This is a genomic window from Rhizorhabdus sp. GW822-FHT03C02, assembly GCF_058801765.1.
The window spans coordinates 876,124-900,232 of the sequence record NZ_JBXANN010000001.1 but is presented as its reverse complement, the minus strand read 5'-3'; the positions used below and the strand labels follow the sequence as shown (position 1 = coordinate 900,232).

Genomic DNA, 24,109 nt, shown 5'->3' with positions numbered 1-24,109 from the left:
CCGCCGAACGCCAGACGCGTTGCGGCTTGCCTATCCGGTCGCCTTCGCGGAAGGAAACGTCATGAGCGAAGACTATATCCGTCCCGACGTCAGGGCTTTCCTCGACTGGGTCAATGGCAGCCCGGGTCCGCGCACCCATGAGGTCGACGCGTCGACCGCCCGCGCGATGTTCCAGGCGATGGCCGAGGCCGCCGATGTCGCGGCCGGGCCGATCGCGCTGCGGCGCGACCTTGCAATCGAGGCCGATGGCCGCACGATCGGCGCGCGCTTCTACGATCCGCGCGCAACCCGCGAAGGCCCGGGCCCGCTGCTGGTCTTCTACCATGGCGGCGGCTTCGTGCTCGGCAACCTCGACACCCACGACGCGGCGTGCGTCGACATCGCCACCGCACTCGACTTGCCGCTGCTGTCGATCGACTATCGGCTCGCCCCCGAGCAGGGATGGCCCGCCGCACCCGACGACTGCGAGGCGGCCACCCGCTGGGCGGCCGCCCAGCCCGACCTGTTCGGCCGCCGATTCGATTCGCTGGTCCTCGCCGGCGACAGCGCCGGCGGCAATCTGGCGATCGTGACGGCAATGGCGCTGCGCGACGCGCCGACGGCGCTGCCGGTGATCGCGACCTGGCCGATCTATCCCGCCGCCGATCTGCGCAAGCGCTATCCGTCGACCGATCGCTTCGGCCAGGGCCATATGCTGACGATCGAGAATCTTCTGTGGTTCAACGAGCAATATGCGCCCGATTTCACCCATTGGCGCGCTTCGCCGGGGACGAAATCCCTGCAGGGCATGCCGCCGACGCTGATCGTCACCGCTTCGCTCGACCCCTTGCTCGACCAGGGCCGCGCGCACGCCGCTTCCTGCATCGCCGCCGGGGTGCCGACCATCTATCGCGAGGCCAAGGGCAATATCCATGGCTGGCTCACCCTGCGCAAAGCCATTCCTTCCTCGGAGCAGGACCTGCGCTCATGCCTGGGGCTGCTCCGCCAGATGATCGAGGATTACCGACCATGAGAGAGAAGCTCCCCTACCGCCCCGCCGCTGCGGTCATGCTGCTCAACGACCGCAACCAGGTGTTCGTCGCCCAGCGCATCGACAATGCGGTCGACGCCTGGCAGATGCCGCAGGGCGGCCTGAACAAGGGCGAGGCACCCGAGGCCGGGGCCCTACGCGAACTCGAGGAAGAGACCGGCATCCCACCGCGGCTGGTGACGATCCTCGGCAAGGCCCCGAAGGAATTGCTCTACGAGCTTCCCGACGATCTGCTGAAGAAGGTCTGGGGCGGCAAATATCGCGGCCAGAGCCAGCACTGGTTCGTCGCGCGCTTCCTCGGCACCGATGCCGACATCAACCTCGACACCGCCGAACCCGAATTCCGCGCCTATAAATGGGTCGATGCCGGCGAACTGGTCGACCTGATCGTCCCGTTCAAGAAGCAGCTCTATGCCGATGTCGTCGACGCGTTCAAAGAGCATCTCGGTATCGCCGGCTGATCAGGCGCCCGCGGCTTCCGCGTTCATCGCCACCAGCCGGCGGACCTGCACGACCAGGGCCGCCAGCAGGATCGGCGGGCCGAGCGGCAGGCCCAGCGGGTCGGCAGCGATCGACAGGCTCGGCAGGACATAGGCCAGAGCGAGCGCCGCCTTTTCCCATAGGGCGAGCCCGTTCCAGCCGGTGAGCAGCACGATCCCGAAGCCGAGATTGGCGACGGTCATGTCGTAATCGAACGCATAGGGCAGTATGAGCAGGGTCGCCGTCGCCGCGACGAAGGCGAGATCGGTCGCCGGCAGCCCCCGCGCCCGCCACAGCAGGACGAGTGCGATCAGCGCGGTCGCCACCTGCCCGACGATCGCCAGCATCGGCGGCAGGCTCCGCAGCGCCACCGCGGTGGTCGGCATCAGCTTGAAATAGAATTGCGGTTCCGGCGAGGCGAGGATCGCCGCCTGGGTCGCCGGAACCTTGAGCAGATAATCGCGCCACAGATCGAACCCGAACAGCAGCCCGCTGGCAACGACAAGCGCCACGATCACCGCGATCGCCGTGCCGATCGCGGCAAGCCGCCGCCGGCCGATCAATATCGCCGGCAGCAACAGGCCCAGATGCGGCTTCACCGTCGCAAGGCCGGCGGCGATCCCGCTGCGCGCCTGCGATCGGTCGATCGCCGCGAAGGCCGACAGCCAGAGCGCGCCGGTCAGGAAGCCATATTGCCCGGTCCAGATATTGACGATCGCCGCCGGCGTGACCAGCAGCATCCCCCTGGCGAGCAGCGGCATATCGCGCGGCAGGACATGGCGCGCGGCCGCCACGAACAGCGCCCCGGTGCCGACCAGCCAGACGGCGAGCGCCGCCGCATAGGGCAGCAGCGCCAGCAGAGCGCCAAATGCGAGCGTATGCGGCGGATAGGCATAATTGTGCCGGAGCTGGGTCGGGAAATAGCCGCGCATGATCTCGTTATAGGCGGGCACGTCGTAGAGATGCGCGAGCTGGCCGGACCATGCCATCTTGCCGCCGACCCACAGATTGGCGAAATCCCGGCCGACCATCACCCCATATTTCGGGATCGCCAGGCCGTCGGACAGCCCGATATCGGTCGCGATCAGCTTCACCGCGATCAGCGCGCCGAACAGCCAGCAGGCCTGCAGCAGCGACAGCCCGCCGCCGGCCGTCCGCGCCGCGCCGGCGGTCACCCGCCCGCCGTCATGCTCGTCGCCACCGCCTCGGCGACCTTGATGCCGTCGATCGCCGCCGACAGGATGCCGCCGGCATAGCCGGCGCCTTCGCCAGACGGGTAGAGCCCCGATGTGTTTAGGCTCTGAAAGTCGCGGCCACGGCCGATGCGGATCGGCGACGAGGTGCGCGTCTCGACCCCGGTCATGATCGCGTCGGGATGATCGTAGAGCGGGATCTGCCGGCCGAAGGCGGGCAGCGCCTCGCGGAACGCCTCGATCACGAAATCGGGCAGGCAGGCCGACAGGTCGGTGAGATGCACCCCCGGCTGGTAGGAGGGCTTGACCTCGCCCAGCTCGGTCGAGGGGCGGCCGGCGAGGAAATCGCCGACCTTCTGGCCCGGCGCGGCATAGGTCGAGCCGCCGGCGACGAAGGCGAGCGATTCCCAATGGCGCTGGAGGGCGATGCCGGCGAGCGGGTGATCGGGATAGTCGCGCGCGGGATCGATCCCGACGACGAGCCCCGAATTGGCGTTGAACTCGGCCCGCGAATATTGGCTCATGCCGTTGGTGACGACCCGCCCCGCTTCGGAGGTCGCCGCCACCACCCGCCCGCCCGGGCACATGCAGAAGCTGTAGACGGTGCGGCCATTGCCGCAATGGTGCGACAGGCTGTAGGCGGCGGCGCCGAGATCGGGATGCCCCGCGCAGGTTCCGAACCGCGCCCGGTCGATCCAGGATTGCGGATGCTCGATCCGCACCCCGATCGAGAAGGGCTTGGCTTCGATCTGGACGCCGCGCTCATGGAGCATGTGGAAGGTGTCGCGCGCGCTATGCCCGACCGCGAGCACGACATGGTCGGCGACGATATGCTCGCCGGTCTGGAGGCGCAGCCCCCTCACCCGCCGGCTGCCGTCGGCCCCGGTCTCGATGTCGAGATCCTCGACCCGGCTTTGCCAGCGATACTCCCCGCCCAGCCCCTCGATCGTCCGGCGCATGCTTTCGACCATCGTTACCAGCCGGAAGGTGCCGATATGCGGATGCGCCTCGGTCAATATGTCTGCGGGCGCGCCCGCCTTGACGAACTCGGTCAGCACCTTGCGGCCGAGGAAGCGCGGATCCTTGATCTGGCTGTAGAGCTTGCCGTCCGAAAAGGTCCCCGCCCCGCCCTCGCCGAACTGGACGTTCGATTCGGGGTCGAGCACCGATTTGCGCCACAGCCCCCAAGTGTCCTTGGTCCGTTCGCGCACCACCTTGCCGCGATCGACGATGATCGGGCGAAACCCCATCTGCGCGAGGATCAGACCGGCGAACAGGCCGCAGGGCCCCGCCCCGATCACCACCGGCCGCGATGCCCCCGCCGGGGCACGGGCGACGAAGCGATATTCGGTGTCGGGGGTAGGCTTCACATCCTTGTCGCCGGCGAAGCGCGCCAAGATCGCCGCCTCGTCCCGCAGCACGACATCGACCGAATAGACCAGCAGGATCGCCGACTTGCGGCGCGCGTCGTTGGCGCGGCGGGCTATGCTGAAATCGACCAGCTCGCCGCGGTCGATCCCGAGCTTCGCGACGATCGCGGCCGGGATCGCTTCGGGAGGATGATCGAGCGGGAGCTTGAGTTCGGTCAGGCGAAGCATGAAGGCCCTTTAGCCGTGCGCCGCCCGATGCGCCACTGCGCCTTATATCGCGCCCGGCTCTCCCACCTCGTACAGGACGAGATTGCGATCGCCGATGCCCAGTGTGGGCCATGCCGCGCGCCAGGCCGCGATATGCGGGGCCGCGAAATGGGCGTCGAGCGCCGCACGGTCGACCCATCGTTCCGTGACGTGGATCAGCCCCGGATCGAACAGATCCTCGGCATAGCCATATTCGACGCAGCCCGGCTCGGCGCGGCTGGCCATGACCATCGCCGCCATCGCCGGACGCGCCTCAGCGAGATTTTCCGGCGGCAGGCGGACCGTTCCGACGATCAGCAGCATGAAGGGCTCTCCACAAGGAAAGGGCCGCGCCAACCTGCGTCGGCGCGGCCCCGTCGGTTTCGATCGAACCGGTCGTCAGGCAGGCTGGGCGTCCCCCCAGCTTCCGCCCGAGCCACCCGGGCGCTTGCTCTTGGGGATCGACGAGCCACCGGTGCCGAGCGCGATCGGCTGGCGCGAAGCGCCGTCGTCGCGGCCGATATCCTCGCCCTTGATCACCCTTTTGGCCTCCTCGCCCGACAGCGTCTCATATTCGAGCAGCGCGGTGCCGAGGCGATGAAGCTCGTCGAGATTCTCGGTGAGCACGGTGCGGGCGACATGCTCGCCTTCCTCGACGAGACGGCGAACCTCCTGGTCGATCAGGCGCGCTGTCTCCTCGGAGACGCTCTGGTTGCGCGACACCGAATGGCCGAGGAACACCTCATCCTGATTGTCGCGATAGCGCAGCCAGCCGAGCTTTTCGGACATGCCATATTCCATCACCATCGAACGGGCCATGTCGGTGGCCTGCTGGATGTCGTTGGACGCGCCGGTGTTGAGCTCGTCGGCACCATAGATGATCTGCTCGGCGATACGGCCGCCGAAGCACAGCGCGAGCCGCGCCTTCATCTGCTTCATCGTCATCGAATAGCGGTCGCGCTCGGGCAGGTTCCAGGTCACGCCCAGCGCACGGCCGCGCGGAATGATCGTAACCTTGTGGAGCGGATCGCAGCCCGGGACATGAAGCGAGACGAGCGCATGGCCGGCCTCATGATAGGCGGTCGCCTTCTTCTCGTCCTCGGTCATGACCATCGATTTGCGCTCGGCGCCCATCATGACCTTGTCCTTGGCCTCCTCGAACTCGCGCATCGCGACCAGCCGCTTGCCCTTACGGGCGGCCAGCAGCGCGGCCTCGTTGACGAGGTTGGCGAGATCGGCGCCCGAGAAGCCCGGGGTGCCGCGCGCGATCGTGCGGGCATTGACGTCGGGGGCCAGCGGCACCTTCTTCATATGCACGGCGAGGATCTTCTCGCGGCCCTCAATGTCGGGGCGCGGGACGACGACCTGGCGGTCGAAGCGGCCCGGACGCAGCAGCGCGGGATCGAGCACGTCGGGGCGGTTGGTCGCGGCGACGATGATGATGCCCTCATTCGCCTCGAACCCGTCCATCTCGACCAGCAGCTGGTTGAGGGTCTGCTCGCGCTCGTCATTGCCGTTGCCGAGACCAGCGCCGCGATGGCGGCCGACCGCGTCGATTTCGTCGATGAAGACGATGCACGGCGCATTCTTCTTCGCCTGTTCGAACATGTCGCGGACACGGCTGGCGCCGACGCCGACGAACATCTCGACGAAATCCGAGCCCGAGATCGTGAAGAAGGGCACATTGGCCTCACCGGCGATCGCACGGGCGAGCAGGGTCTTGCCGGTACCCGGCGAGCCGACCAGCAGCGCGCCCTTGGGGATCTTGCCGCCCAGCCGGGCGAACTTGGTCGGATCCTTGAGGAAATCGACGATCTCCTGCAGTTCCTCGCGGGCCTCGTCGATGCCGGCGACGTCGTCGAAGGTGACGCGGCCATGCTTCTCGGTGAGCATCTTCGCCCGGCTCTTGCCGAAGCCCATCGCGCCCGAACCGGCGTTCTTCTGCATCTGGCGCATCACGAAGAAGGCGATGCCGAGGATCAGCAGGAACGGCAGCGACTGGTAGAGCATGATCATCCAGAAGCTGGTCTGCTCCTCCGGCTTGGCGCGGAAGGTGACATTCTTGTCCGACAGGCGCTGGATCAGCATCGGATCGCTCGGCGCGTTGGCGCTGAAGCTCGTGCCGTTGGTATATTTACCGGTGACCATCCCGTCGCCGATATCGACTTCGCGGACGGTGCCCTCGTTCACGCGGGCCAGGAATTCGGAATAGGCGATCGAATCACCGCCCGCGCTGCGCGACGAGCTTTCGAACATCGAAACGAACAGCACCAGCGCGAGAAGGATGCCCATCCATATGGCGAGGCTCTTCATCCAGGGATTGGGCTGCTGGGGCTCTTTATTGTCACTCATGCGCGGGTCCGCCTTTCGGGCACCAAGATAGGCATTGGCGTATCAATGACAATGCGCGGTTGCGGAATGCTGAACGATTCAGCGACGCCCGGTTGCCCGTTCCAACAGGAAACTGCGCCCAGGCGTGATTTTCAGGCGGCCGATGCTGGCGATTTCGCCGCGGTCGAGCCGTTCGAGCGCATGATCGACCGTCGAGCCGTCCGCCGGCGAATCGGCCGTTGCGACCAGTTTCGCCAGCGTCCGCCAGCGGATCGCGCGGGGAAGCCCTTCGAGATCGGCGGTCCACGCCCCGTCGTCCCGGACCGCGCAGCGCGACCGGATCGCCTCGTCGGCGACCCAGTCGAGTGCCGTTTCGCTCTCCGCCAGATGTGCGGCGCTGGCCGCCAGCCGCAACGGATCGATCCGCGGATTGGCCGCCAGCAGTGCGCGGACATGGGTGCGATCATGATGCGGATCGGCATTGGAAGGATCGTCGACGGTGGCGACGTCGCGAACGATCGCCGCCAGTTCGGCGCGGCGCCAGCCGAGCAGCGGACGCAGCAGCCACAGCCCGCCCAGATCGCGGCGATCGCGGATGCCCGCGAGCCCGGCGGTGCCCGCCCCCCGCGCGAGCCGCATCATCAGCGTCTCGGCCTGGTCGTCGGCATGATGCGCGGTCAGCAATGCGTCGATCGCCCTGCCCCGCGCCCATTTGCCGAGCGCCGCGTAACGGGCGCGCCGCGCCGCCGCCTGGACGCTGGCGCCGGGTTCGACCCGCACCTTCAGGATCGCGTGCGGGACCCCGAGCATCGCACAGAAAGCGGCCACCATCGCCGCCTCGCCGGCGGCCGTCGAACGCAGCCCATGGTCGACCGTCGCCGCCTCGACCCGGCCGGGCCTATGTGCGGCGGCCAGCATGAGCAGCGCCATGCTGTCGGGACCGCCCGAAACCGCGATACCGAACCGGCCGACCGCCAAACCGGGATCGAGACGCGCGAGGTCGGCCCCGAATCGTGCGACCGCCGCCGGATCGACCGGCGGCGCGATCAGCCCTGCCCTACTGGCACTTGGCATCGGCCTTTCCCTTGGTCACCAGTTCGGCGAGCCCACCGGTGACCTTGTCGGGATATTTGGCCTCGAGCACCTCATAGGCCTGGCAGGCCTTGTCGGGGAGCGGCGGCTTCCGCTTCATCAGCGCCTGCGCCATGTAGACATAGCTGTGCGGCGCGCGCTCGCCCGCCTCATTCTTCGTATTCTCGAAGAATTCGCGGATCGCGTCATTGTACAGGCCATTGTCGAGATAGGCGCGGCCGGCAAGGTTGCGCGCATAGCTCGCATATTTATGCTTGGGATATTTGGCGTACATCGCCTTGAGCGCGGCGACCGCCTCGGGATATTTCTTGTCCACCCACAGATTATAACCGATCATATAGGCGTCATAGCCGGGGTCGCCGGTGCCCGGCGCCGCCGGAGCCGCGGCGGCGGTGGTCGCCGGCACCGTCGCGGCGGGCGCGGCAGTTGCCACCTTGGGCGGCGGCGGCGAGACGAACGGAACATTGGCACCGGTGCCCGCGGCCGGCGCCGGCCCCTTACCCTCGAGCGCGTTGAGCCGGAATTCGGCATCGCCCTTCATCTTGGCGAACTGATCCTCGAGCTTGCGCAGATTATAGCTGTTCTGCTCGACTTGGCCGGTCATCTGCGCGAGCGCCTTTTCGAGCGCATCGACACGGCGCGACAGATCGGCGACCGGGCTGTCGGCCGGCGCGCCGACCGGTGCGGCGGGCGCCGCCTCGGGCTTGATCTCGGGTTCGAGATATTGCTGGGTGCCGCCCGGGAAGACCTTGCGCTGGACCGCGCGCATCTCCTTCTCGAGCTTGCCGACCCGACCGTCGATCGGCATCGGCGGCTCGGCCGCGATCGCCGCGCCGGCGGTGGACAGGAACAGGAGGGCGATGATCGCCTTCTTCATGCTGGACTTCCTAGGACCGTGGGGAGGGGTATGAATATGCCGTGGAGAAGCGGACGGGATCAAGACTGACCCCCGGCCGGCCCCGCCCCGTTCGGATCGACCGGTGCAGGAGCGGCATCAACCGCCGGTCGGCGGCGCCCCAGCGGACGCGCCGGCACGGCCGGTGCCGGGGTCGCAACCGCGCCCGTCGCCGCCCCGACGACCGCTGCCGGCTCGACGGGCTTGCCGGTCGCGATCGCCACCAGCGCATCGCGCTTGAGGCTATAGGCACGGACCAGCCGGTCGGGTTCGCCGATCGGCGGCAGTGCGGTTTCGCCCAGCGTCACCTTGATCACCTGCGGACGCCCGGTCCGCAGAATCGGATCGACCGCGGTCTCGGGAATCTCGAACCGCTCGCCGGCCTTCATCACCCCCATCAGCAGGTTCGGCCCGTCGCGTTCGGAAATCTTGACCCAGACATCCTCGGCGGCATTGACCGCGATCACCCCGGCCGGAACCGCCGGCTGCGCGGGTGCCACCGGCGCGATCGCGTTGGGCCTCACCGGAACCGGCGCGCGGTGGATCTCCTCGGGCGTATCGGCGGCGAGCTTGGCGAGGTCGGTGCTGTCGCCCTCGAAGCGCAGCAGCAGATAGCCCATGCCGAGCAGCAGCGCGACGCCGAGCGCGACCATCGCCAGCAGCTTCGACGGCACCCGCGAGGGGTCGGCCGGCTCATAGGCCTCGGGCTGGAACGCCTCGCGCCGCTGCTCGCCGACCTCGCTGCGAAAGGCGGTCGACATCGCCTGACCGTCGAGGCCGAGCATGTTGGCATAGCTTTTGACGAAGCCCGCCGAATAGGGGATTGCGGGCAGACCTTCATGGTTGCCCTGCTCGATCGCGCGCAGATGGCGCTCGGGAATGCGCGTGCGTTCGGCGATGTCGGCCAGCTCGAGTTTCTGCGCGACGCGCGCCTCGGCCAGCTGCTCACCCACGCCTCTCGGGAAAAGACCCTGGTCCTTTCCGCTATCCGTCATCGAGCGATCTCCCTTGCGCCGTCATGGCGGGCTGTGATGGTCCGAGCCTAGGCTGTCAAATAGGCTAATGCAAAATTCGCAGCCGCTTTGGACCTTTTTTCCTCGGATTCCGCCGTTTTCCGATCATCAGGTCGCAACCGACCGCTCATCCGCCCATTTTTCGAGGTCCGGCCGCAGGGTTCGCGCCGGGCGCCGCAGCATGTCGGCCATCGCCCCGCGCAGCGCGCCGGCATCGAGCGATCGGATCATCGCCTTGACCGGACCGATCGCGGCCGGGGTGATCGAGAGGCGGCCGATGCCGAGCCCGATCAGCGCCATCGCCTCGAGCGTCCTGCCCCCCATCTCGCCGCACACCCCGACCGGCACGCCGGCGTCGGTCGATTGGCGCACGACCCGCTGCAGGAAGCGCAGGATCGCCGGGCTCAGCCAGTCATAGCGTTCGGCCAGCCGCGGATTGGCGCGGTCGGCGGCAAACAGGAACTGGGTGAGATCGTTGGTGCCGATCGAAAGGAAATCGAGCCGCGGCAGCAGCATGTCGAGGGTCTCGGCCAGCGCCGGCACCTCGAGCATCGTCCCGTAGCGGATCGCCGCCGGCGGCATGCGCCCGCGCTCATGGACCCATTTGCGCTGCGCCTCGAACAGGGCGACCGCCTGCTCATATTCCCAGGGTTCGGAGACCATCGGGAACATCACGTTGAGGGTGCGTCCCGCGGCGGCCTCGATCAGCGCGCGCGCCTGCACCTTCATCAGCGCGTCGCGATCGAGCGCGAGCCGGATCGCGCGCCAGCCGAGCGCCGGATTCTCCTCGGGCTCGGCATCGCCGCTGTTCATATAGGGCAACGCCTTGTCGCCGCCGATGTCGACCGTGCGGAACACCACCGGCCGGTCGCCCGCGGCATCGAGCACTTCCTTGTACAGCCGCTGCTGGCGCTCGCGCTGCGGCAGCGTCGCCGAAACGAGGAACTGGAATTCGGTGCGGAACAGGCCGATGCCGTCGGCGCCGGTGACGTCGAGCGCGGCCATGTCGTCGCGCAGCCCGGCGTTGACCATCAACTCGATGCGGACGCCGTCCTTGGTCTCGGCCGGCAGGTCGCGCATCGCCGCGAACTCGGCGCGGCGCTTCTGGCCGATGACCAGCCCGGCGTCGAACGCCTCGTCCATCGTCGTGGTCGGTCGTGCGACCACCGAGCCCTGGGTCCCGTCGAGCAGCAGCCAGTCGCCCTCGTTGACCGCCATCCGCACGCCCTTGACCCGGCCGAGCACCGGAATGCCCATCGCACGGGCGACGATCGTGACATGCGCGGTGAGCGATCCCTCCTCGAGCAGCACGCCCTTGAGCCGGCGCCGGTCATATTCGAGCAGTTCGGCGGGGCCGAGATTGCGGGCGACCAGGATCGAATCCTGGCGCAGCCCGAGCTGGGCGGCGGTGCCGAGCTGGCCCGAGACGATCCGCAGCAGCCGGTTCGACAGATCCTCGAGATCGTGCATCCGGTCGGCGAGCAACGGGTCGGCGATCTCGCGCATCCGCATCCGGGTCCGCTGCTGGACGCGCTCGATCGCCGCCTCGGCGGTCAGACCGCTGTCGATCGCCTCGTTGATGCGACGGATCCAGCCCTCGTCATAGGCGAACATCTTGTACATCTCGAGGACGTCCTGATGCTCGCCGGCGACGCCGAAATCGACCTCGCGGGTCATCCGCTCGATCTGGTCGCGCATCTTGGCGAAGGCGGAGATGACGCGGTGGCGCTCGGCCTCGGTGTCCTCGGCGACGGTATGTTCGATCTCGATCCGCGGCTGATGATAGACCGCGCGGCCGCGCCCCATGCCCTCGACCAGCTTGAGCCCGGTCAGCCGCGCCGGGCCGGTCTCACGCCGCCCGCCCGGTCCGCTGGTGCCCTCGTCGATCAGCCCGGCGCCGGCGATCAGCTCGGCGAGCACCATCGCGACAGTCTGCAGCGCCTCGATCTCGACTTCGTCGAACTTGCGCTGGTCGCGATGCTGGACCGCGACCACCCCGACCGCCTGATGGCGGCGCACGATCGGGACGCCGGCGAAACTGTGGAACAGCTCCTCGCCGGTTTCGGGCTTATAGGCGAAATCGGGGTGGCTGGTGGCCTCGTCGAGGTTGAGCGTCTCGACATCCTCGGCGATCGTGCCGACCAGCCCCTCGCCCAGCGCCATCTTGGTGACGTGGACCGCCTCCTGCTTGAGGCCGCGGGTCGCGAACAGTTCGAGCACGCCGTCGCGCAGCAGGTAGATCGAGCAGACCTCGGTGTTGAGCGCCTCGCCGATGATCTGGACGACCTGGTTGAGCTTGGTCTGCGCAGCCGAGCGCGACGCCATCACATCGTGAAGGCGGGTAAGGATTTCGCGTGCAGCGGAGGTCGCGGTCGCAGGAGCCATAAGCGCGCGCTATCAGAAAGCGCGACAGCTTTCCAATGCCGCGAATGTTTCGGCGGCATCAAGAAAAGATAGGCGATGCCCGATCAGTGGCCGCGATTGTCCAGCGCGCTCGCCGCCTCGGCCAGCAGCGTCGCGATGATGTCGGCGATCGGCTCTTCCTTGGTCACCATTCCGACCGACTGGCCCGCCATCACCGAACCATGTTCGACGTCGCCGTCGATCACCGCGCGGCGCAGCGCACCGGCCCAATAATGCTCGATCTGGAGCTGCGCCTCGAGCATTTCGATCTTGCCCTCGTCGAGCTGCTGAGCGACTTCGCGCTGCTTGGCCGTGAACAGCTCACTCGATGCGTTCTTGAGCGCGCGCACCGGGATCACCGGCAGCCGCGGATCGATCTGGACGCTGGCCACCGCATCGCGCGCCGAGGCGCGGATGAAGGCTTTCTTGAAATTGGGATGGGCGATCGATTCGGCGGCGATCGCGAAACGCGTGCCGAGCTGGACGCCGGCGGCGCCCATTTCGAGATAGCCGGCGATCGCCTCGCCACGACCGATACCCCCGGCGACGAACACCGGCAGCTGCTCGGCGATCGTGGGGAGCATTTCCTGCGCGAGCACCGAGGTCGAAACCGGACCGATATGGCCGCCGGCCTCCATTCCCTCGATCACCAGCGCATCGACGCCCGAGCGGATCAGCTTTTTCGCCAGTGCCAGCGCGGGCGCGAAGCAGATCACCTTGGCGCCGCCGGCCTTGATCTTCTCGATCGCGCCGCCCGGCGGAAGGCCACCGGCGAGCACGACATGACCGACGCCATGGCTGGTGCAGACATCGATCAGCGCCATCAGGTCGGGATGCATCGTGATCAGATTGACCCCGAACGGGCGCGTGGTCAGCGCCTTGGTGCCGGCGATCTCGGCATCGAGCAAAGCGGGGGTCATCGCCCCGCAGGCGATCACCCCGAAGCCGCCGGCGTTCGACATCGCCGCGACCAGGTTGCGCTCGCTGACCCAGCTCATCGCCCCGGCCAGGATCGCATATTCGCTGCCGAAAAAGGCCGCCCCCCGCGCCATCAGCGCGGTCAAGCGATCGCCGCCGCGGCTCAAGCCGCGTCCTCGGCGTCGAGGCCGTAGGCGGTGTGGAGGACGCGCACCGCGAGTTCGGTATAATCCTCGTGGATCAGCACCGAGACCTTGATCTCCGAGGTGGTGATCGCAAGCACGTTGATGCCGCGATCGGCGAGCGCCTGGAACATCTTGGCGGCGACGCCGGCATGGCTGCGCATGCCCACCCCGACCACCGAGATCTTGGCGACATTGGCGTCATGGACGAGCTTGGTATAGCCGATCGTCTCGCGCGAGCGCTCGAGCACGTCGAGGCTGCGGGCGAGTTCGGCGCTCGGCACGGTGAAGGTGACGTCGGTCGAGCCGGTGTCGTGCGCGACGTTCTGCACGATCATGTCGACGTTGATATTCTCGTCGGCGAGCGGCGCGAAGATCGACGCGACCGCGCCGGGACGATCGGGAACCGCGGTGAGCGTGACCTTGGTCTCGTTCTTGTCATAGGCGATGCCCGTGATCAGCTGGCTTTCCATGGCACTTCCTTCGAGTTCTTCTTCGCCGACGATCATCGTGCCGGGCGTGGGGTTGTCGGTCGGGGCGTCGAACGAGGACAGGACCTGGATACGGACCTTCTCCTTCATCGCGAGCCCCACCGAACGGGTCTGGAGCACCTTCGCGCCGACCGAAGCCAGTTCGAGCATCTCCTCATAGGTCACCTTGGCAAGCTTGCGCGCTTTGGGAACGATACGGGGATCGGTGGTATAGACACCGTCGACGTCGGTATAGATGTCGCAGCGATCGGCCTTCATCGCCGCCGCCACCGCGACCGCCGACGTATCCGATCCACCGCGGCCCAGCGTGGTGACGCGGGCATCCTCGGTCAGCCCCTGGAAACCCGGGATCACCGCCACCTCGCCGGCAGCCATCGCCTTGCCGATCGCATCGGTGTCGATCGTCTGGATCCGTGCCGAGGCATGCGCGTCCGAGGTGCGGATCGGCAATTGCCAGCCGAGCCAGCTGCGCGCCTTCACCCCCATCGCCTGGAGGGTGATCGCCAGCAAACCGCTGGTCACCTGCTCGCCCGAGGCGACGACCACGTCATATTCGCGCGGATCGTAGAGCGGCGAGGCCTCGCGACAGAAATTGACGAGCCGGTCGGTCTCGCCCGACATCGCCGAGACGACGACCGCGACCTCATTGCCCAGTTCGACCTCATGCTTGACGCGGTTGGCCACGTTGCGAATTCGTTCGATCCCCGCCATCGAGGTACCGCCGAATTTCATCACTATGCGCGCCATTGCCAACCATCTGCCAAAGGGATCGAAAAGCCCTTGGGTCCAAGGGCGCGGCCCTGATAGAGAGCGGCCGACATGAACGCAAGCACAGCACAGACGGGAACGATCGACCCGCAAGAGGCCGCCCGCTTCGGCCGGATCGCCGCCGAATGGTGGGATCCCAAAGGCTCGTCGGCGATGCTCCACAAGCTCAATCCACCGCGGCTTTCCTATATCCGCGCGCAGATCGACGCGCATTGGCATGGCGACCCGGCGACGCTGAAGCCGCTCGCCGGCAGACGCGCGATCGACGTCGGCTGCGGCGCCGGGCTGCTCACCGAGCCGCTGGCCCGGCTCGGCGCGCGCGTCACCGGGGTCGATGCCGCCCCCGAAAGCATCGCGGTCGCGCAGGCCCATGCCGCCGCGCAGGGCCTGACCATCGACTATCGCGCGGGCGACGTCGCGGCGCTCGCCGACGAACGCTTCGACCTCGTCACCTCGATGGAGGTGGTCGAACATGTCACCGATCCGGCGGCGTTCGTCGCGGCGCTCGCGGCGGTGCTCGCGCCCGGCGGGCTGATGATCCTGTCGACCCCGAACCGCACCCTCCTCTCCCGGCTCGCGCTGATCTCGATCGGCGAAGGGCTGGGCATGGTCCCCAAGGGGATGCACGACTGGCGGAAATTCCTGACGCCCGACGAACTCGAGGCGCATTGCACCGCCGCTGGCCTGACGCCGCTCGACCGCAAGGGACTGAGCTTCTCGCCCGCACGCGGCTTCGTGGTCAGCGACAATCTGTCGCTCGACTATTTCCTTACGCTGACCAAAAAGGATTGACGCGAAACCGGACGGGCCTCAGCCCGGCCGTACTGCATCCTGGCGCACCGCCTGCGATCGCAGCGCCTTGACCTGTTCGGCGGTGACCGATCCGGTGAAGCTGTTGCCCAGGTTGGTGCGGATATAGTTGGTCACCTCGACGATCTGCGCGTCGGTCAGGTCGGAGAAGGCCGGCATCGCCTTCTGCCCCTTGAGCATGACGAGCACCGGATAGAGCGGCGCCTGCAGCTTCTTGTTGCCGGCGAGCGCCGGATACATGCCCGCGCCGACCGCGCCCTTGCCGTCGGGCATGTGACAGCCCTGGCAGATATGGGTGTAGAGGTCCTGTCCGCTCTGGTAGCGATAGCCGCTGGCGAACTGCGCGGAGGCGGCATTGGCCAGCAGCGCGAACGTGCCGATCGCCGCCGCTCCGCCCAGCGCGCGCATCAAAGTCCTGTTCATCGCCATCACCCCTGCACGATGCGTTTGTGGAGCCGCCCGATCGCGTCGAGCGACGAGAGAACCGCGCCTTCCTGCCAGGCCGGGATCATCGAAACATGCTCGCCGGCCAGCACGATGCGGCCGTCGATCGCGCAGATATCCTCATAATGGGCGGCGCGGGTCTTCTCGGTCCACGCCCCCGCGCAGCCGAGCGTCCACGGCACCCGGTGCCAGGCGACGGTCGCGCCGGTTTCATATTCGGCGCGATATTGCGGGTGGATGTTCGCGCCATATTCGACCGCCTTGGCGATCCGCTCCTCGGGCGCCATCGCGGTGAACTCGGTCGCGGTGGCACCGAACGTATAGGCGCCGAGCAGCACCCCCTTGCCCGGCTTGAAGAAGTCGGTGCTCGGATAGCTGATCAGGCTGTTGGGCTGGTCGGTGTAGCTGATCCCGCCGTAAATCCCTTCATCCTCCTCCCAGAAGCGGCGCTTCATCTGGAGGCCGACCTTGACCGAGGCCGCGTAGGGCAGCGCGTCGATCGCCGCCTTCATCGGCGCGCCGACGTTGATCGGGATCTGGCTGAGCACCGACGCCGGGATCGTGCAGACGCACCAGTCGGCCTGCACCGTCTGGACCGGACCACCCTTGACGGTATCGACGAACGAGGCGGTGACCCCGCTTCCGTCCTGCCGGATTTCGGTCACCTTGGCATTGTAGCGGATGATGTCGCCGAGCTGCTTGCCGAAGGCCTTGCCGATCATCCCCATGCCGCCGACCGGCTGGAACATCGTCTGCTGGACGTCATAGGCCTTCGACGCGCCGATCGCGCGCCACAGCCGCGACCTTATGAGGTCCTCGAGGCCGATCGGATCGGTCGGGGTTGGCACCGCGTCGAGGCCGCCGCCGGGGGGATGGTCGAAGCCGCGCCGATCGCTCGCTTCGAGGCTTTTGACATAGCCATAATCCTTGTCGAGCGCCCCCCACTGGCGCAGCGCCTGCAGCAGGACCTCGCGATCCTCCTTGGTCACCGGCCGGTCGAGCTTGTCCTGCTGGACGCTCTTGGCGAGCAGTTCGGCGACATAGCCGTCGAAATCGGCCTCGATCGTCCGGTAACGCTGCGGCTTGCCGCCGAACGCCTTGGTCGAATGGACATAGGCGGCATAGTTCAGCTGGATGAACGGCTCGAGCTGGACGCCGAGCAACTGGCAATAATGGAGAATGCCCTTGTGGTGGTGTGGAATCCGCCAGGGGCCGGGGTTGAGATAGAGCCCCTTGTCGAAGCCGATATTCTGCCGGAACCCGCCAAGCTCGGTGTAGACGTCGCCGCCATAGAGCGACCAGTTCCGGCCACCCGACCGGTTCTGATATTCGAGGATCTGGACCTTGTAGCCGGCCTTGCCGAGCTCATAGGCGGCGACCATGCCCGCCAGCCCGGCGCCGAGGATGAGAACCGAAGCCCCCTTCGGCGCCCCCTTCAATCCGATCGGTCCCTTGTAGGTCGATTCGGCGGCGTAAGCGAGCGAACTCATCGCTTGGTACATGGCGGCCATGCCGGCGGTCTTCCCGATCATCGAGAAGAGCGCGCGACGGCTCATCGGCGCAGGCATAGTATTGGGCACGCAGGCTACCCCCCTGATGTTGGTCCTGCTCCTGCTCCGCCCGGTCGCGCGCCGGGCCGATTATCATGTTCGGCCATACGCGGAGAACGGACCACGCGAGACATCGCGGCCGCCCGGCCGCCACGACCGATGCACTGTTGTGCTCGCGAATATTTGCCGAAGTCAAACGGATTAGCACGACACCGATCGCGCCGGAGTGGTCCGGTTCAGCGGGCTAGCGCCCGACACCGAAGAGGTGCCCGAGCGACCGATCGAGCATCATCAACTGCCACAGCAGCCGGCCATGGTCGGACAGGCCGCTCTGATGGTCGGCGACCACCGCCGCGATCGCGCCCGCATCGAACCAGCCGGTCTCCGCCAGCGCCGATCCATGCGCGATCCGCCGCGCCTCCTCGGCGAGCGGCCCCCGGAACCAGGCGCCGATCGGGGTGACGAACCCCATCTTCTTCCGGAACAATATGTCGTCGGGAAGGTAGCGGCGCATCGCCTGCTTCATCAGCCATTTGCCGGTCGAACCCTTGACCCGGAGCGACACCGGCAGCCGGGCGCCGAATTCGATCAGCCGATAGTCGAGCAACGGCTCGCGCGCCTCGAGGCTGACCGCCATGCTGGTACGATCGACCTTGGTCAGGATGTCGCCGGGCAGATAGATCTTCATGTCGGCATATTGGGCGCGGTCGAGCCCGTCGCGCGCGGGGGCCGCGCGCATCGTCTTCACATAGCGGTCCTCGGCGCGGTGCCCCTGCAATGCGCGGCGGGCGCCGTCCGAATAGAGCCGGTGGCGCATCGCCATCGAGGTGACCCCGATCGCCTCGGCATAGGCTTCCTCGCCCGACTTGCCGAGCGCCTGGAAGGTCGATTTGGCGCGGAACATCTGCGGCGCCCAGTCGGCCTTCGGATAGATCCGGCCGAGCGTCCCGAACAGCCCCGAACGCACGCTGGCAGGCAGCATGCCACGCACCCGCTCCTCGGCGTTGAAGAAGGTCAGCCGCCGATAGCCGGCAAAGGCCTCGTCGGCGCCATCGCCCGACAGCGCCACCGTCACCGTCTCGCGTGCGAGCTCGGACACCCGGTAGGTCGGCAGCGCCGAGGCATCGGCGAAGGGTTCGTCGAACGCATGGACCAGCGTGTCGATCAGGCCATAATCGTCGGCCGAGACGATGCGGGTGCGATGGTCGGTCGCGAAGCGACCGGCGACCTCGGCGGCGTAACGGGTCTCGTCATAGTCGGGATGGTCGAAGCCGATCGAGCAGGTGCGGACCGCGCCGCGGCTCGCCTCGGCCATCAGCGCGACCACCGCCGAGCTGTCGACGCCACCCGACAGGAAGGCGCCGAGCGGAACGTCGGCGATCATCCGCGCGGTCACCGCCGCGCGCATCTTGTCGACCAATTCCTCCTCGAGCGCCTTGGCCGATCCGCGCGCGCGGTCGGCATAGCTCAGGTCCCACCACTGCACCGGCTGCGGCATCGGCTGGCCGCGCCGCAGCAGCAGATAATGGCCAGCCGGCAGCTTCTTCACCCCGGCGAGAATGCAGGCGTCGTCGGGGACGTAGCCGAGCCCCAGATAATCGTCGACCGCGGTGAAATCGGGGGTGCGGCGCAGCAGCGGATGCGCGAGCAGCGCCTTCAACTCGGAACCGAAGATGACCCCGCCATCGGACAGCTCGGCATAATATAGCGGCTTCACCCCCAGCCGGTCGCGGGCGAGGAACAGGCAGCCGCGATCGGCGTCGTGGATCGCGAAGGCGAACATGCCGTTCAGCCGCGACAGGCTGTCGGGCCCCCATTTGCGCCACGCCTCGACGATGACCTCGGTATCGCTATGGGTCGCGAAGTCATGGCCCGCCGCCGTCATCTCGGCGCGGATCTCCTGGAAATTATAGACTTCGCCATTGTAGCTCAGCATCGCCTTGCCGTCGGCGCTCGCCATCGGCTGGACGCCGCCGGCGATGTCGATGATCGCCAGCCGCCGATGGCCGAGGCCGACCCCGGGCGCGGTCCAGACATTGGCGCCGTCGGGGCCGCGATGCGCGATCGCATCGGTCATCGCGCGAACGCGGGCCTCGTCAACGGGCTTGGCCGCCTGGAGGTGATAGATCCCCGCAATGCCGCACATATCAGTCCTGGATGACCCCCATCATGTCGTCGAGCGCCGCCAATTGCGCTTCCCAGCTGTAGCGCGCAACCATCCTCTGCCGCGCGGCCTGGCCGATCCGGTCGGCGCGCGGCCGGTCCATCAGCAGGCCGCTGACCGCATTGGCCATGTCATAGCCGGTCGCCACCAGCAGATGCTCGTCGGGGGTCGCGTCGATCCCCTCGAAGGCGGCGGGCGACGCGACCACCGGCCGCGCCATCGCCATCGCCTCGAGCACCTTGTTCTGGATGCCCCGCGCGATGTCGAGCGGCGCCACCACCACATCGGCGGCGGCGATCCATGGGCGGACATCGGCGACCTCGCCGGTCACCATGACATTCTTCACCTTGGCGAGCGCCTTGACCGACGGCGTCGGATTGCGCCCGACGATCGCGAACATCGCATTGGGATGCTTGGCGCGGATCGCCGGAAAGGTCCGTCGTGCGAAATGCTCGACCGCCTCGACATTGGGGCGATAATCCATCTGCCCGGTGAAGACGATCAGCGGATCCTCGGCGGGCACATGCTTGAACCGCTCGGGGTCGAAGAAGGCCGTGTCGATCCCGTTGTCGAGCGCGCGGATCCGGTCGCGCCCCAGCCCGGTGCGCCTGCGCAGCACCTCGGCCTCCGGATCGCTGACCAGCAGACTCATGTCCGCAATGCGCGCAACCCGATCCTCGAAATCGCCCAGCAACCGCGCCTCGCGCCGGTGGACCCAGTGCATCGGCCCGAACCCGCCGGCCCTGCCATAATCGGCGAACTTCGCCGAATCGACATCGACGAAATCCATCACCAGCCGCCGCCCGCCCATATCCTCCGGAACGAACTGCGCCATCTGGCCCGAATAGACGAAGATCGCGTCGATCGGCCGCTCGTCGATCAGCCGCTCGACCATCGCTGCGACCTTGTTCGATCCGAAGGCGGTGACCGATACCGGCTTGCCGGTGAACAGCGCCTGCAGCGCCGCCAGCCACATCGGCTTGCGGCGTACCGCGACATGGAGCGAAGCGAGCATCGGCAGCAGGCGCTTGGCAACCCGCTTGTCGTCGACATCGTCGACGAAGCCGATCAGATGGACCGGTGCGATCTGCGACAGATGCCGCAATATGTGGAAGCTGCGGATACGATCGCCGCGATCGGGCGGATAGGGAATGCGATGCGCGAGGAAGATGATCTCGCCCATCAGCCGAGCCCCCTGGCGATCCAGGGACCGATCCGGTTGGCGATACCGAGCGGCAATTTCGACCAGAGCGATACCTGCAGCCGATAGCGCGGGCTCATCGGATTGATCTGGCGCGGTTCCTGCCCGTCGGCGGTGCGAACCGCATAAGCGAGCGGCACCGGTTCGAACCCCCAATTCTTCTTGAACGAGAAAGCCCCGGTGCCGAATTTCGAGCGGCCGAAGTCGAACGCGGTGGCGCCGCGCTCACGCGCGTGACGCATCAGCGCATAATACATCATGTCGTTGGCCCGCCAGCTGCGCGCATCCATCGTCCCCCCGCCCCAATAAGGCATGACGACACCCTTGTGGTAAAGGCTGAGCACGCTCGCCAGCGGCCGTCCTTCGTGCGACACGGTCAATATGTCGGCGTCCGCTCCGAAGGCATCGAGCACCGACGCGAACAGCGACCGCGGAAAAACCGGGGTGCCGAGATTGCGGACGCTTTCGGCATAGATCGCATAATGGTCGGCGCGGTCACGCTCGGCCGCACCGGTCCGGACCTCGAGCGCGAAACCCAGCGCCTTGCGAACCTCGGCGCGCTGCTTGCGCGGAATCGCGAGCAGTTCGGCCTCGTCATCGGCGGCGAGCGGGCGCGAAAAGCCCGCATAGATCCCCTGTTCGACATGCCAGCCGGCGACGGTCGGCACCGATCCACCGCGCAATTCGAACGAGGGGCAACTGAGCCGGGTCGCGAGGTTCCAGCCGGCTTCGGCAAGCGCATCGACCAGGTCCTGATCGTCGGCGATCGGCCCGCCCCCGACCGCGAACCCCGATGATACCAAGGCGCGCCCGAACAAAGGCGAATGGATGTCGGTCAGCGGCAGCAGCCCGACGATCGCGCCGTCGCGCTGCGCGACCAGATAATGCGCGACCTGACCGCAACCGCGCGCGACCGCACTCACCCAGGCGGGGCGGTGGAAAGCGCTGCCCTGCGGGTGGCGCGCGACATAATCGTCGATCGCGCCCACCTGCACCGGATCTGCGAGGTCGATGGCGCGGACGATCGTCACCGGTCGGTCAGCCAAGCGTCGCCGCCTGCAGCGCCGCCACCTGGTCGACCCGCCCCCAGGCGAATTCGCGGATCGCCCGCTCGAGCTTGCCCTCCATCGCGCCGAGCCGGCTATAATGCCGAAGCTTCGACTTGACCGGCGCCTGCTTCACCCGCGGCTGATCGGGATCGATCTCCCATGGATGGAAATAGAAGATCGCCGGGCGCTGCTCGCGATTGACCTGCCGGATCGCCCAGCGCGAAAAGGCATAAGGCAGCAACCGGAAGAAGCCGCCCCCGCCCGCCGCGAGAATGCGCGATCCCAGCCGCGCGGTGGTCACCGGCAATTCGATCATCGCGCTGCCCGCGACCGGACGGAACACGAAGCGGGGCGCTTCGGGCCAGCCATAATGATCGTGGACGACGGGGGCGACGCTCGACGAATAAGCATAACCTTCCTCGGCGAGAATTTCGTGCGCCCAGGGGGTGCGCTTGTCGATCGAGAAGCTCGGCGCCCGGTAGCCGGTGACCTTCACCCCGCCGGCATCCTCGAGCACCTGCCGCGCGCGGCGCAGGTCGGCGCGAAACTGGTCCGGCGTCATCAGGAACACCCGGCCATGGTCCCAGCCATGGCTCGCCAGTTCATGGCCGGCGTCGACGATCCGCCGGATCAGCGCGGGATAGCGCGCGGCGACCCAGCCGAGCGTGAAGAAGGTGCCCTTGGCCCCGGCGCGATCGAACAGCGCGATCACCGCATCGGTGTTGCGCTCGACCCGGGGGAGCAGGCTGTCCCAGTCATCGCGCGCGATCGTGTTCTCGAAGGCGCCGACCTGAAACCAATCCTCGATATCGACGGAAAGGCCGTTCAAAACCACCTGGGCTACGCCACGTTCTGGCTGCCGCCATCCTTGGCCTTGCCGTCCCCGGCATCGCCGGCCGGCGGATCGGTATTCTCGACCAGTTCGACCAGGAGCGCCAGCGTCCGCCGCAGCAGCTTTTCCTGCTCCGCCAGTCGCGCTTCGAGTTCGGCATTGCGCTGCGCGGCGTCGACAGCGGCTTCAGGCACCGCCGCGGGAACCGGTGCCGCCGCGATCGGTGGTGGTGCGGGCTCGGCCACCGGTGCCGGGATCGGCTGCGGTGCGGGGGCTGGCTCGGCTTCGGGCTCGGGCCACACGACATTTTCGACCGCGCGCAGTTGCGGGCGGATCGCGGGGATCGACGGCACGGTCGGCGTAGCGACCGCTTCGGGCGGCACATCGCCATCGTAGCGCGGCGGCTGCGCGATCGACGGTGCCGGCACATCGCTCGGCATCGCCGAGAAGATTTCCGGCTGCGGCACCTCGGGCGCCGGCGGCGGCGGGCTGTAAGGGGGCGGCGCGTAGGCGGCCGGTTCGGGCGGCGGCACGATCACCGGCGGAGCCTGCGGCTGCGGCGCCGGCGGCACATAAGCCGGCTGGCTCACCGGTGCCGGAGCGACAACAGGCGCCGGGGCCGGAGGCGGCGCATAGACCGGCGGTTCATAAGCCGGCGGCGGCGCATAGAAGGGCTGCTGCTGGACCGCCGGTTGCGGCGGCTCGGGAACATAAGGCGCCGGCGCGGCCGGTTCGGCGGCATAAGGCGCCGCCGGCGACGGTTCGGGCGACAACGGGCTGACCGGCTTGATCAGCGCCGCCGGATCGGCGGGCATGATGCTCTCGCTCGCGAGGTCGGCGGCGACGTCGTCGACCACCTCGGCGTCGATGTCGACCAGCCCCTCGATCGCGCCCTGCAACAGGACCCGCGCCGCCAGCATGTTGAGCCGGCGCGGAATACCGCCCGACAGCCGGTGGAACGAGACGAAAGCGTCCTGGCTGAAGCGCGGCGCCCCCTTCCAGCCCGCGCAGGCGAGCCGGTGCATGATATAGGGCCCGGCCTCCTCGACCGCCATCGCGGTGAGGTGGTGGGTCGCGATCACCCGCTGGCGAAGCTGTTCGAACCGCGGCTGGGCGAGTGCCTCGCGAAATTCGGGCTGGCCGAGCAGGAATATCTGCAGCAGCGCCTGACCGCCGAACTGGAAGTTCGACAGCATCCGCAACTCTTCGAGTGCCGACATCGGCAGATTCTGCGCCTCGTCGACGATCAGCAGGGTCCGCTTGCCGCCCCGCGCCTGCTCGTGAAGAAAGCGTTCGATCCGGGCGAGCAGCTGCCCCTTGGCGACAGCGTCGGACTGGATGCCGAGCGACAGCGCGACGATCCGCAGAATGTCCTCGCCCTCGAGCTGGGTCGAAACGAGGTTGACCGCGGTCAGCCGCGATCGGTCGATCGACCCCATCAGCCGGCCGACCAGCATGGTCTTGCCGGTGCCGACCTCGCCGGTGACGACGATGAAGCCCTCGCCCTGCGCGAGACCATAACCCAGATAGGTCATGGCCTTACGATGCGTCGCGCTGTCGAAATAGAAGCGCGGATCGGGCGTGAGCTGGAACGGCCTGTCCGTCAGGCCATATGGATCATGGTCTACCACAGGTTCCCCCCAGAAC

The 24,109-nt window shown here is 67.6% G+C and carries 20 protein-coding genes; 3 read left to right on the top strand and 17 right to left on the bottom strand.

Translation table 11 applies throughout. The features are described 5' to 3' along the window. Positions 1–61 precede the first annotated feature (61 nt). Both AC1RM6_RS04180 and AC1RM6_RS04175 read left to right on the top strand, forming a co-directional pair. Positions 62–1,012 (top strand): alpha/beta hydrolase, encoded by a 951-nt coding sequence (locus tag AC1RM6_RS04180; protein WP_493098383.1) that lies wholly within the window; start codon positions 62–64, stop codon positions 1,010–1,012. Further along, positions 1,009–1,491 (top strand): RNA pyrophosphohydrolase, encoded by a 483-nt coding sequence (locus tag AC1RM6_RS04175; RefSeq protein ID WP_493098381.1) that lies wholly within the window; start codon positions 1,009–1,011, stop codon positions 1,489–1,491. The genes AC1RM6_RS04180 and AC1RM6_RS04175 overlap by 4 nt, the downstream gene beginning before the upstream one ends. Here the strand turns inward: AC1RM6_RS04175 and AC1RM6_RS04170 are convergent, their stop codons facing one another. The 10 genes from AC1RM6_RS04170 to AC1RM6_RS04125 form a co-directional block, all read right to left on the bottom strand. Beyond that, positions 1,492–2,685 (bottom strand): glycosyltransferase family 87 protein, encoded by a 1,194-nt coding sequence (locus AC1RM6_RS04170; RefSeq protein ID WP_493098379.1) that lies wholly within the window; start codon positions 2,683–2,685, stop codon positions 1,492–1,494. Next, positions 2,682–4,301 carry an NAD(P)/FAD-dependent oxidoreductase gene (locus AC1RM6_RS04165; protein WP_493098377.1) on the bottom strand — a complete coding sequence of 540 codons (1,620 nt, stop codon included), beginning with the start codon at positions 4,299–4,301 and terminating at the stop codon, positions 2,682–2,684. The genes AC1RM6_RS04170 and AC1RM6_RS04165 overlap by 4 nt, the downstream gene beginning before the upstream one ends. A gap of 42 nt (positions 4,302–4,343) precedes the next feature. Beyond that, positions 4,344–4,643, bottom strand: coding sequence for a putative quinol monooxygenase (locus AC1RM6_RS04160; RefSeq protein WP_493098375.1), 300 nt, complete (start codon positions 4,641–4,643; stop codon positions 4,344–4,346). A 75-nt stretch (positions 4,644–4,718) separates the two neighbouring features. After that, a complete protein-coding gene (gene ftsH / locus AC1RM6_RS04155) occupies positions 4,719–6,671 on the bottom strand; it encodes an ATP-dependent zinc metalloprotease FtsH (protein WP_493098373.1) in 1,953 nt (650 codons plus the stop codon). Positions 6,672–6,749: 78 nt separating this feature from the next. Continuing rightward, the gene (tilS, locus tag AC1RM6_RS04150; protein ID WP_493098371.1) at positions 6,750–7,724 is read right to left on the bottom strand and encodes a tRNA lysidine(34) synthetase TilS; all 975 of its coding nucleotides are present in this window, start codon (positions 7,722–7,724) and stop codon (positions 6,750–6,752) included. Then, complete coding sequence (locus AC1RM6_RS04145; protein WP_493098369.1) at positions 7,708–8,619, bottom strand: YbgF trimerization domain-containing protein; 912 nt, start codon at positions 8,617–8,619, stop codon at positions 7,708–7,710. Before AC1RM6_RS04145 ends, tilS begins: the two co-directional genes overlap by 17 nt. A 59-nt stretch (positions 8,620–8,678) precedes the next feature. Beyond that, positions 8,679–9,632, bottom strand: coding sequence for a helix-turn-helix domain-containing protein (locus AC1RM6_RS04140; protein ID WP_493098367.1), 954 nt, complete (start codon positions 9,630–9,632; stop codon positions 8,679–8,681). Between the two features lie 126 nt (positions 9,633–9,758). Then, complete coding sequence (ptsP, locus tag AC1RM6_RS04135) at positions 9,759–12,035, bottom strand: phosphoenolpyruvate--protein phosphotransferase (RefSeq protein WP_493098365.1); 2,277 nt, start codon at positions 12,033–12,035, stop codon at positions 9,759–9,761. 83 nt (positions 12,036–12,118) lie between these two features. Next, entirely contained in the window at positions 12,119–13,105 is a 987-nt protein-coding gene (locus tag AC1RM6_RS04130; RefSeq protein WP_493099532.1) for an NAD(P)H-dependent flavin oxidoreductase, read from the bottom strand. A gap of 29 nt (positions 13,106–13,134) precedes the next feature. Further along, a complete protein-coding gene (locus AC1RM6_RS04125; RefSeq protein WP_493098363.1) occupies positions 13,135–14,391 on the bottom strand; it encodes an aspartate kinase in 1,257 nt (418 codons plus the stop codon). 72 nt (positions 14,392–14,463) lie between these two features. Here AC1RM6_RS04125 and ubiG point away from each other — a divergent pair, with 72 nt between their 5' ends. Then, complete coding sequence (gene ubiG / locus AC1RM6_RS04120) at positions 14,464–15,204, top strand: bifunctional 2-polyprenyl-6-hydroxyphenol methylase/3-demethylubiquinol 3-O-methyltransferase UbiG (RefSeq protein WP_493098362.1); 741 nt, start codon at positions 14,464–14,466, stop codon at positions 15,202–15,204. 18 nt (positions 15,205–15,222) lie between these two features. On the opposite strand, the gene AC1RM6_RS04115 is transcribed toward ubiG, so the two are convergent. The 7 genes from AC1RM6_RS04115 to AC1RM6_RS04085 form a co-directional block, all read right to left on the bottom strand. Further along, the gene (locus AC1RM6_RS04115; RefSeq protein ID WP_493098360.1) at positions 15,223–15,645 is read right to left on the bottom strand and encodes a c-type cytochrome; all 423 of its coding nucleotides are present in this window, start codon (positions 15,643–15,645) and stop codon (positions 15,223–15,225) included. A 5-nt stretch (positions 15,646–15,650) separates the two neighbouring features. Continuing rightward, complete coding sequence (locus tag AC1RM6_RS04110) at positions 15,651–17,222, bottom strand: flavin monoamine oxidase family protein (RefSeq protein WP_493098358.1); 1,572 nt, start codon at positions 17,220–17,222, stop codon at positions 15,651–15,653. A gap of 238 nt (positions 17,223–17,460) precedes the next feature. Continuing rightward, positions 17,461–19,362: an XrtA/PEP-CTERM system amidotransferase gene (locus AC1RM6_RS04105; RefSeq protein WP_493098356.1), complete on the bottom strand. Its 1,902-nt coding sequence runs from the start codon at positions 19,360–19,362 to the stop codon at positions 17,461–17,463. Between the two features lies 1 nt (position 19,363). Then, positions 19,364–20,563 (bottom strand): TIGR03087 family PEP-CTERM/XrtA system glycosyltransferase, encoded by a 1,200-nt coding sequence (locus AC1RM6_RS04100; RefSeq protein ID WP_493098354.1) that lies wholly within the window; start codon positions 20,561–20,563, stop codon positions 19,364–19,366. Beyond that, on the bottom strand, positions 20,563–21,627 hold the full coding sequence (locus tag AC1RM6_RS04095) for a FemAB family XrtA/PEP-CTERM system-associated protein (RefSeq protein ID WP_493098352.1): 1,065 nt from the start codon (positions 21,625–21,627) through the stop codon (positions 20,563–20,565). The genes AC1RM6_RS04100 and AC1RM6_RS04095 overlap by 1 nt, the downstream gene beginning before the upstream one ends. Continuing rightward, positions 21,620–22,465, bottom strand: a complete 846-nt coding sequence (locus tag AC1RM6_RS04090; protein ID WP_493098350.1) for an XrtA system polysaccharide deacetylase — start codon at positions 22,463–22,465, stop codon at positions 21,620–21,622. Before AC1RM6_RS04090 ends, AC1RM6_RS04095 begins: the two co-directional genes overlap by 8 nt. A 5-nt stretch (positions 22,466–22,470) precedes the next feature. Next, positions 22,471–24,093 carry an AAA family ATPase gene (locus AC1RM6_RS04085; RefSeq protein ID WP_493098348.1) on the bottom strand — a complete coding sequence of 541 codons (1,623 nt, stop codon included), beginning with the start codon at positions 24,091–24,093 and terminating at the stop codon, positions 22,471–22,473. Between the last annotated feature and the right edge of the window lie 16 nt (positions 24,094–24,109).

Excerpts from the sequence above, each read along its gene's own strand:
- AC1RM6_RS04180 (WP_493098383.1), top strand. The coding sequence starts at position 62 with ATGAGCGAAGACTATATCCGTCCCGACGTCAGGGCTTTCCTCGACTGG.
- AC1RM6_RS04175 (WP_493098381.1), top strand. The coding sequence starts at position 1,009 with ATGAGAGAGAAGCTCCCCTACCGCCCCGCCGCTGCGGTCATGCTGCTC.
- AC1RM6_RS04165 (WP_493098377.1), bottom strand. The coding sequence starts at position 4,301 with ATGCTTCGCCTGACCGAACTCAAGCTCCCGCTCGATCATCCTCCCGAA.
- AC1RM6_RS04160 (WP_493098375.1), bottom strand. The coding sequence starts at position 4,643 with ATGCTGCTGATCGTCGGAACGGTCCGCCTGCCGCCGGAAAATCTCGCT.
- ftsH (WP_493098373.1), bottom strand. The coding sequence starts at position 6,671 with ATGAGTGACAATAAAGAGCCCCAGCAGCCCAATCCCTGGATGAAGAGC.
- tilS (WP_493098371.1), bottom strand. The coding sequence starts at position 7,724 with ATGCCAAGTGCCAGTAGGGCAGGGCTGATCGCGCCGCCGGTCGATCCG.
- AC1RM6_RS04145 (WP_493098369.1), bottom strand. The coding sequence starts at position 8,619 with ATGAAGAAGGCGATCATCGCCCTCCTGTTCCTGTCCACCGCCGGCGCG.
- AC1RM6_RS04140 (WP_493098367.1), bottom strand. The coding sequence starts at position 9,632 with ATGACGGATAGCGGAAAGGACCAGGGTCTTTTCCCGAGAGGCGTGGGT.
- ptsP (WP_493098365.1), bottom strand. The coding sequence starts at position 12,035 with ATGGCTCCTGCGACCGCGACCTCCGCTGCACGCGAAATCCTTACCCGC.
- AC1RM6_RS04130 (WP_493099532.1), bottom strand. The coding sequence starts at position 13,105 with ATGGCGCGGGGGGCGGCCTTTTTCGGCAGCGAATATGCGATCCTGGCC.
- AC1RM6_RS04125 (WP_493098363.1), bottom strand. The coding sequence starts at position 14,391 with ATGGCGCGCATAGTGATGAAATTCGGCGGTACCTCGATGGCGGGGATC.
- ubiG (WP_493098362.1), top strand. The coding sequence starts at position 14,464 with ATGAACGCAAGCACAGCACAGACGGGAACGATCGACCCGCAAGAGGCC.
- AC1RM6_RS04115 (WP_493098360.1), bottom strand. The coding sequence starts at position 15,645 with ATGAACAGGACTTTGATGCGCGCGCTGGGCGGAGCGGCGGCGATCGGC.
- AC1RM6_RS04110 (WP_493098358.1), bottom strand. The coding sequence starts at position 17,222 with ATGAGCCGTCGCGCGCTCTTCTCGATGATCGGGAAGACCGCCGGCATG.
- AC1RM6_RS04105 (WP_493098356.1), bottom strand. The coding sequence starts at position 19,362 with ATGTGCGGCATTGCGGGGATCTATCACCTCCAGGCGGCCAAGCCCGTT.
- AC1RM6_RS04100 (WP_493098354.1), bottom strand. The coding sequence starts at position 20,563 with ATGGGCGAGATCATCTTCCTCGCGCATCGCATTCCCTATCCGCCCGAT.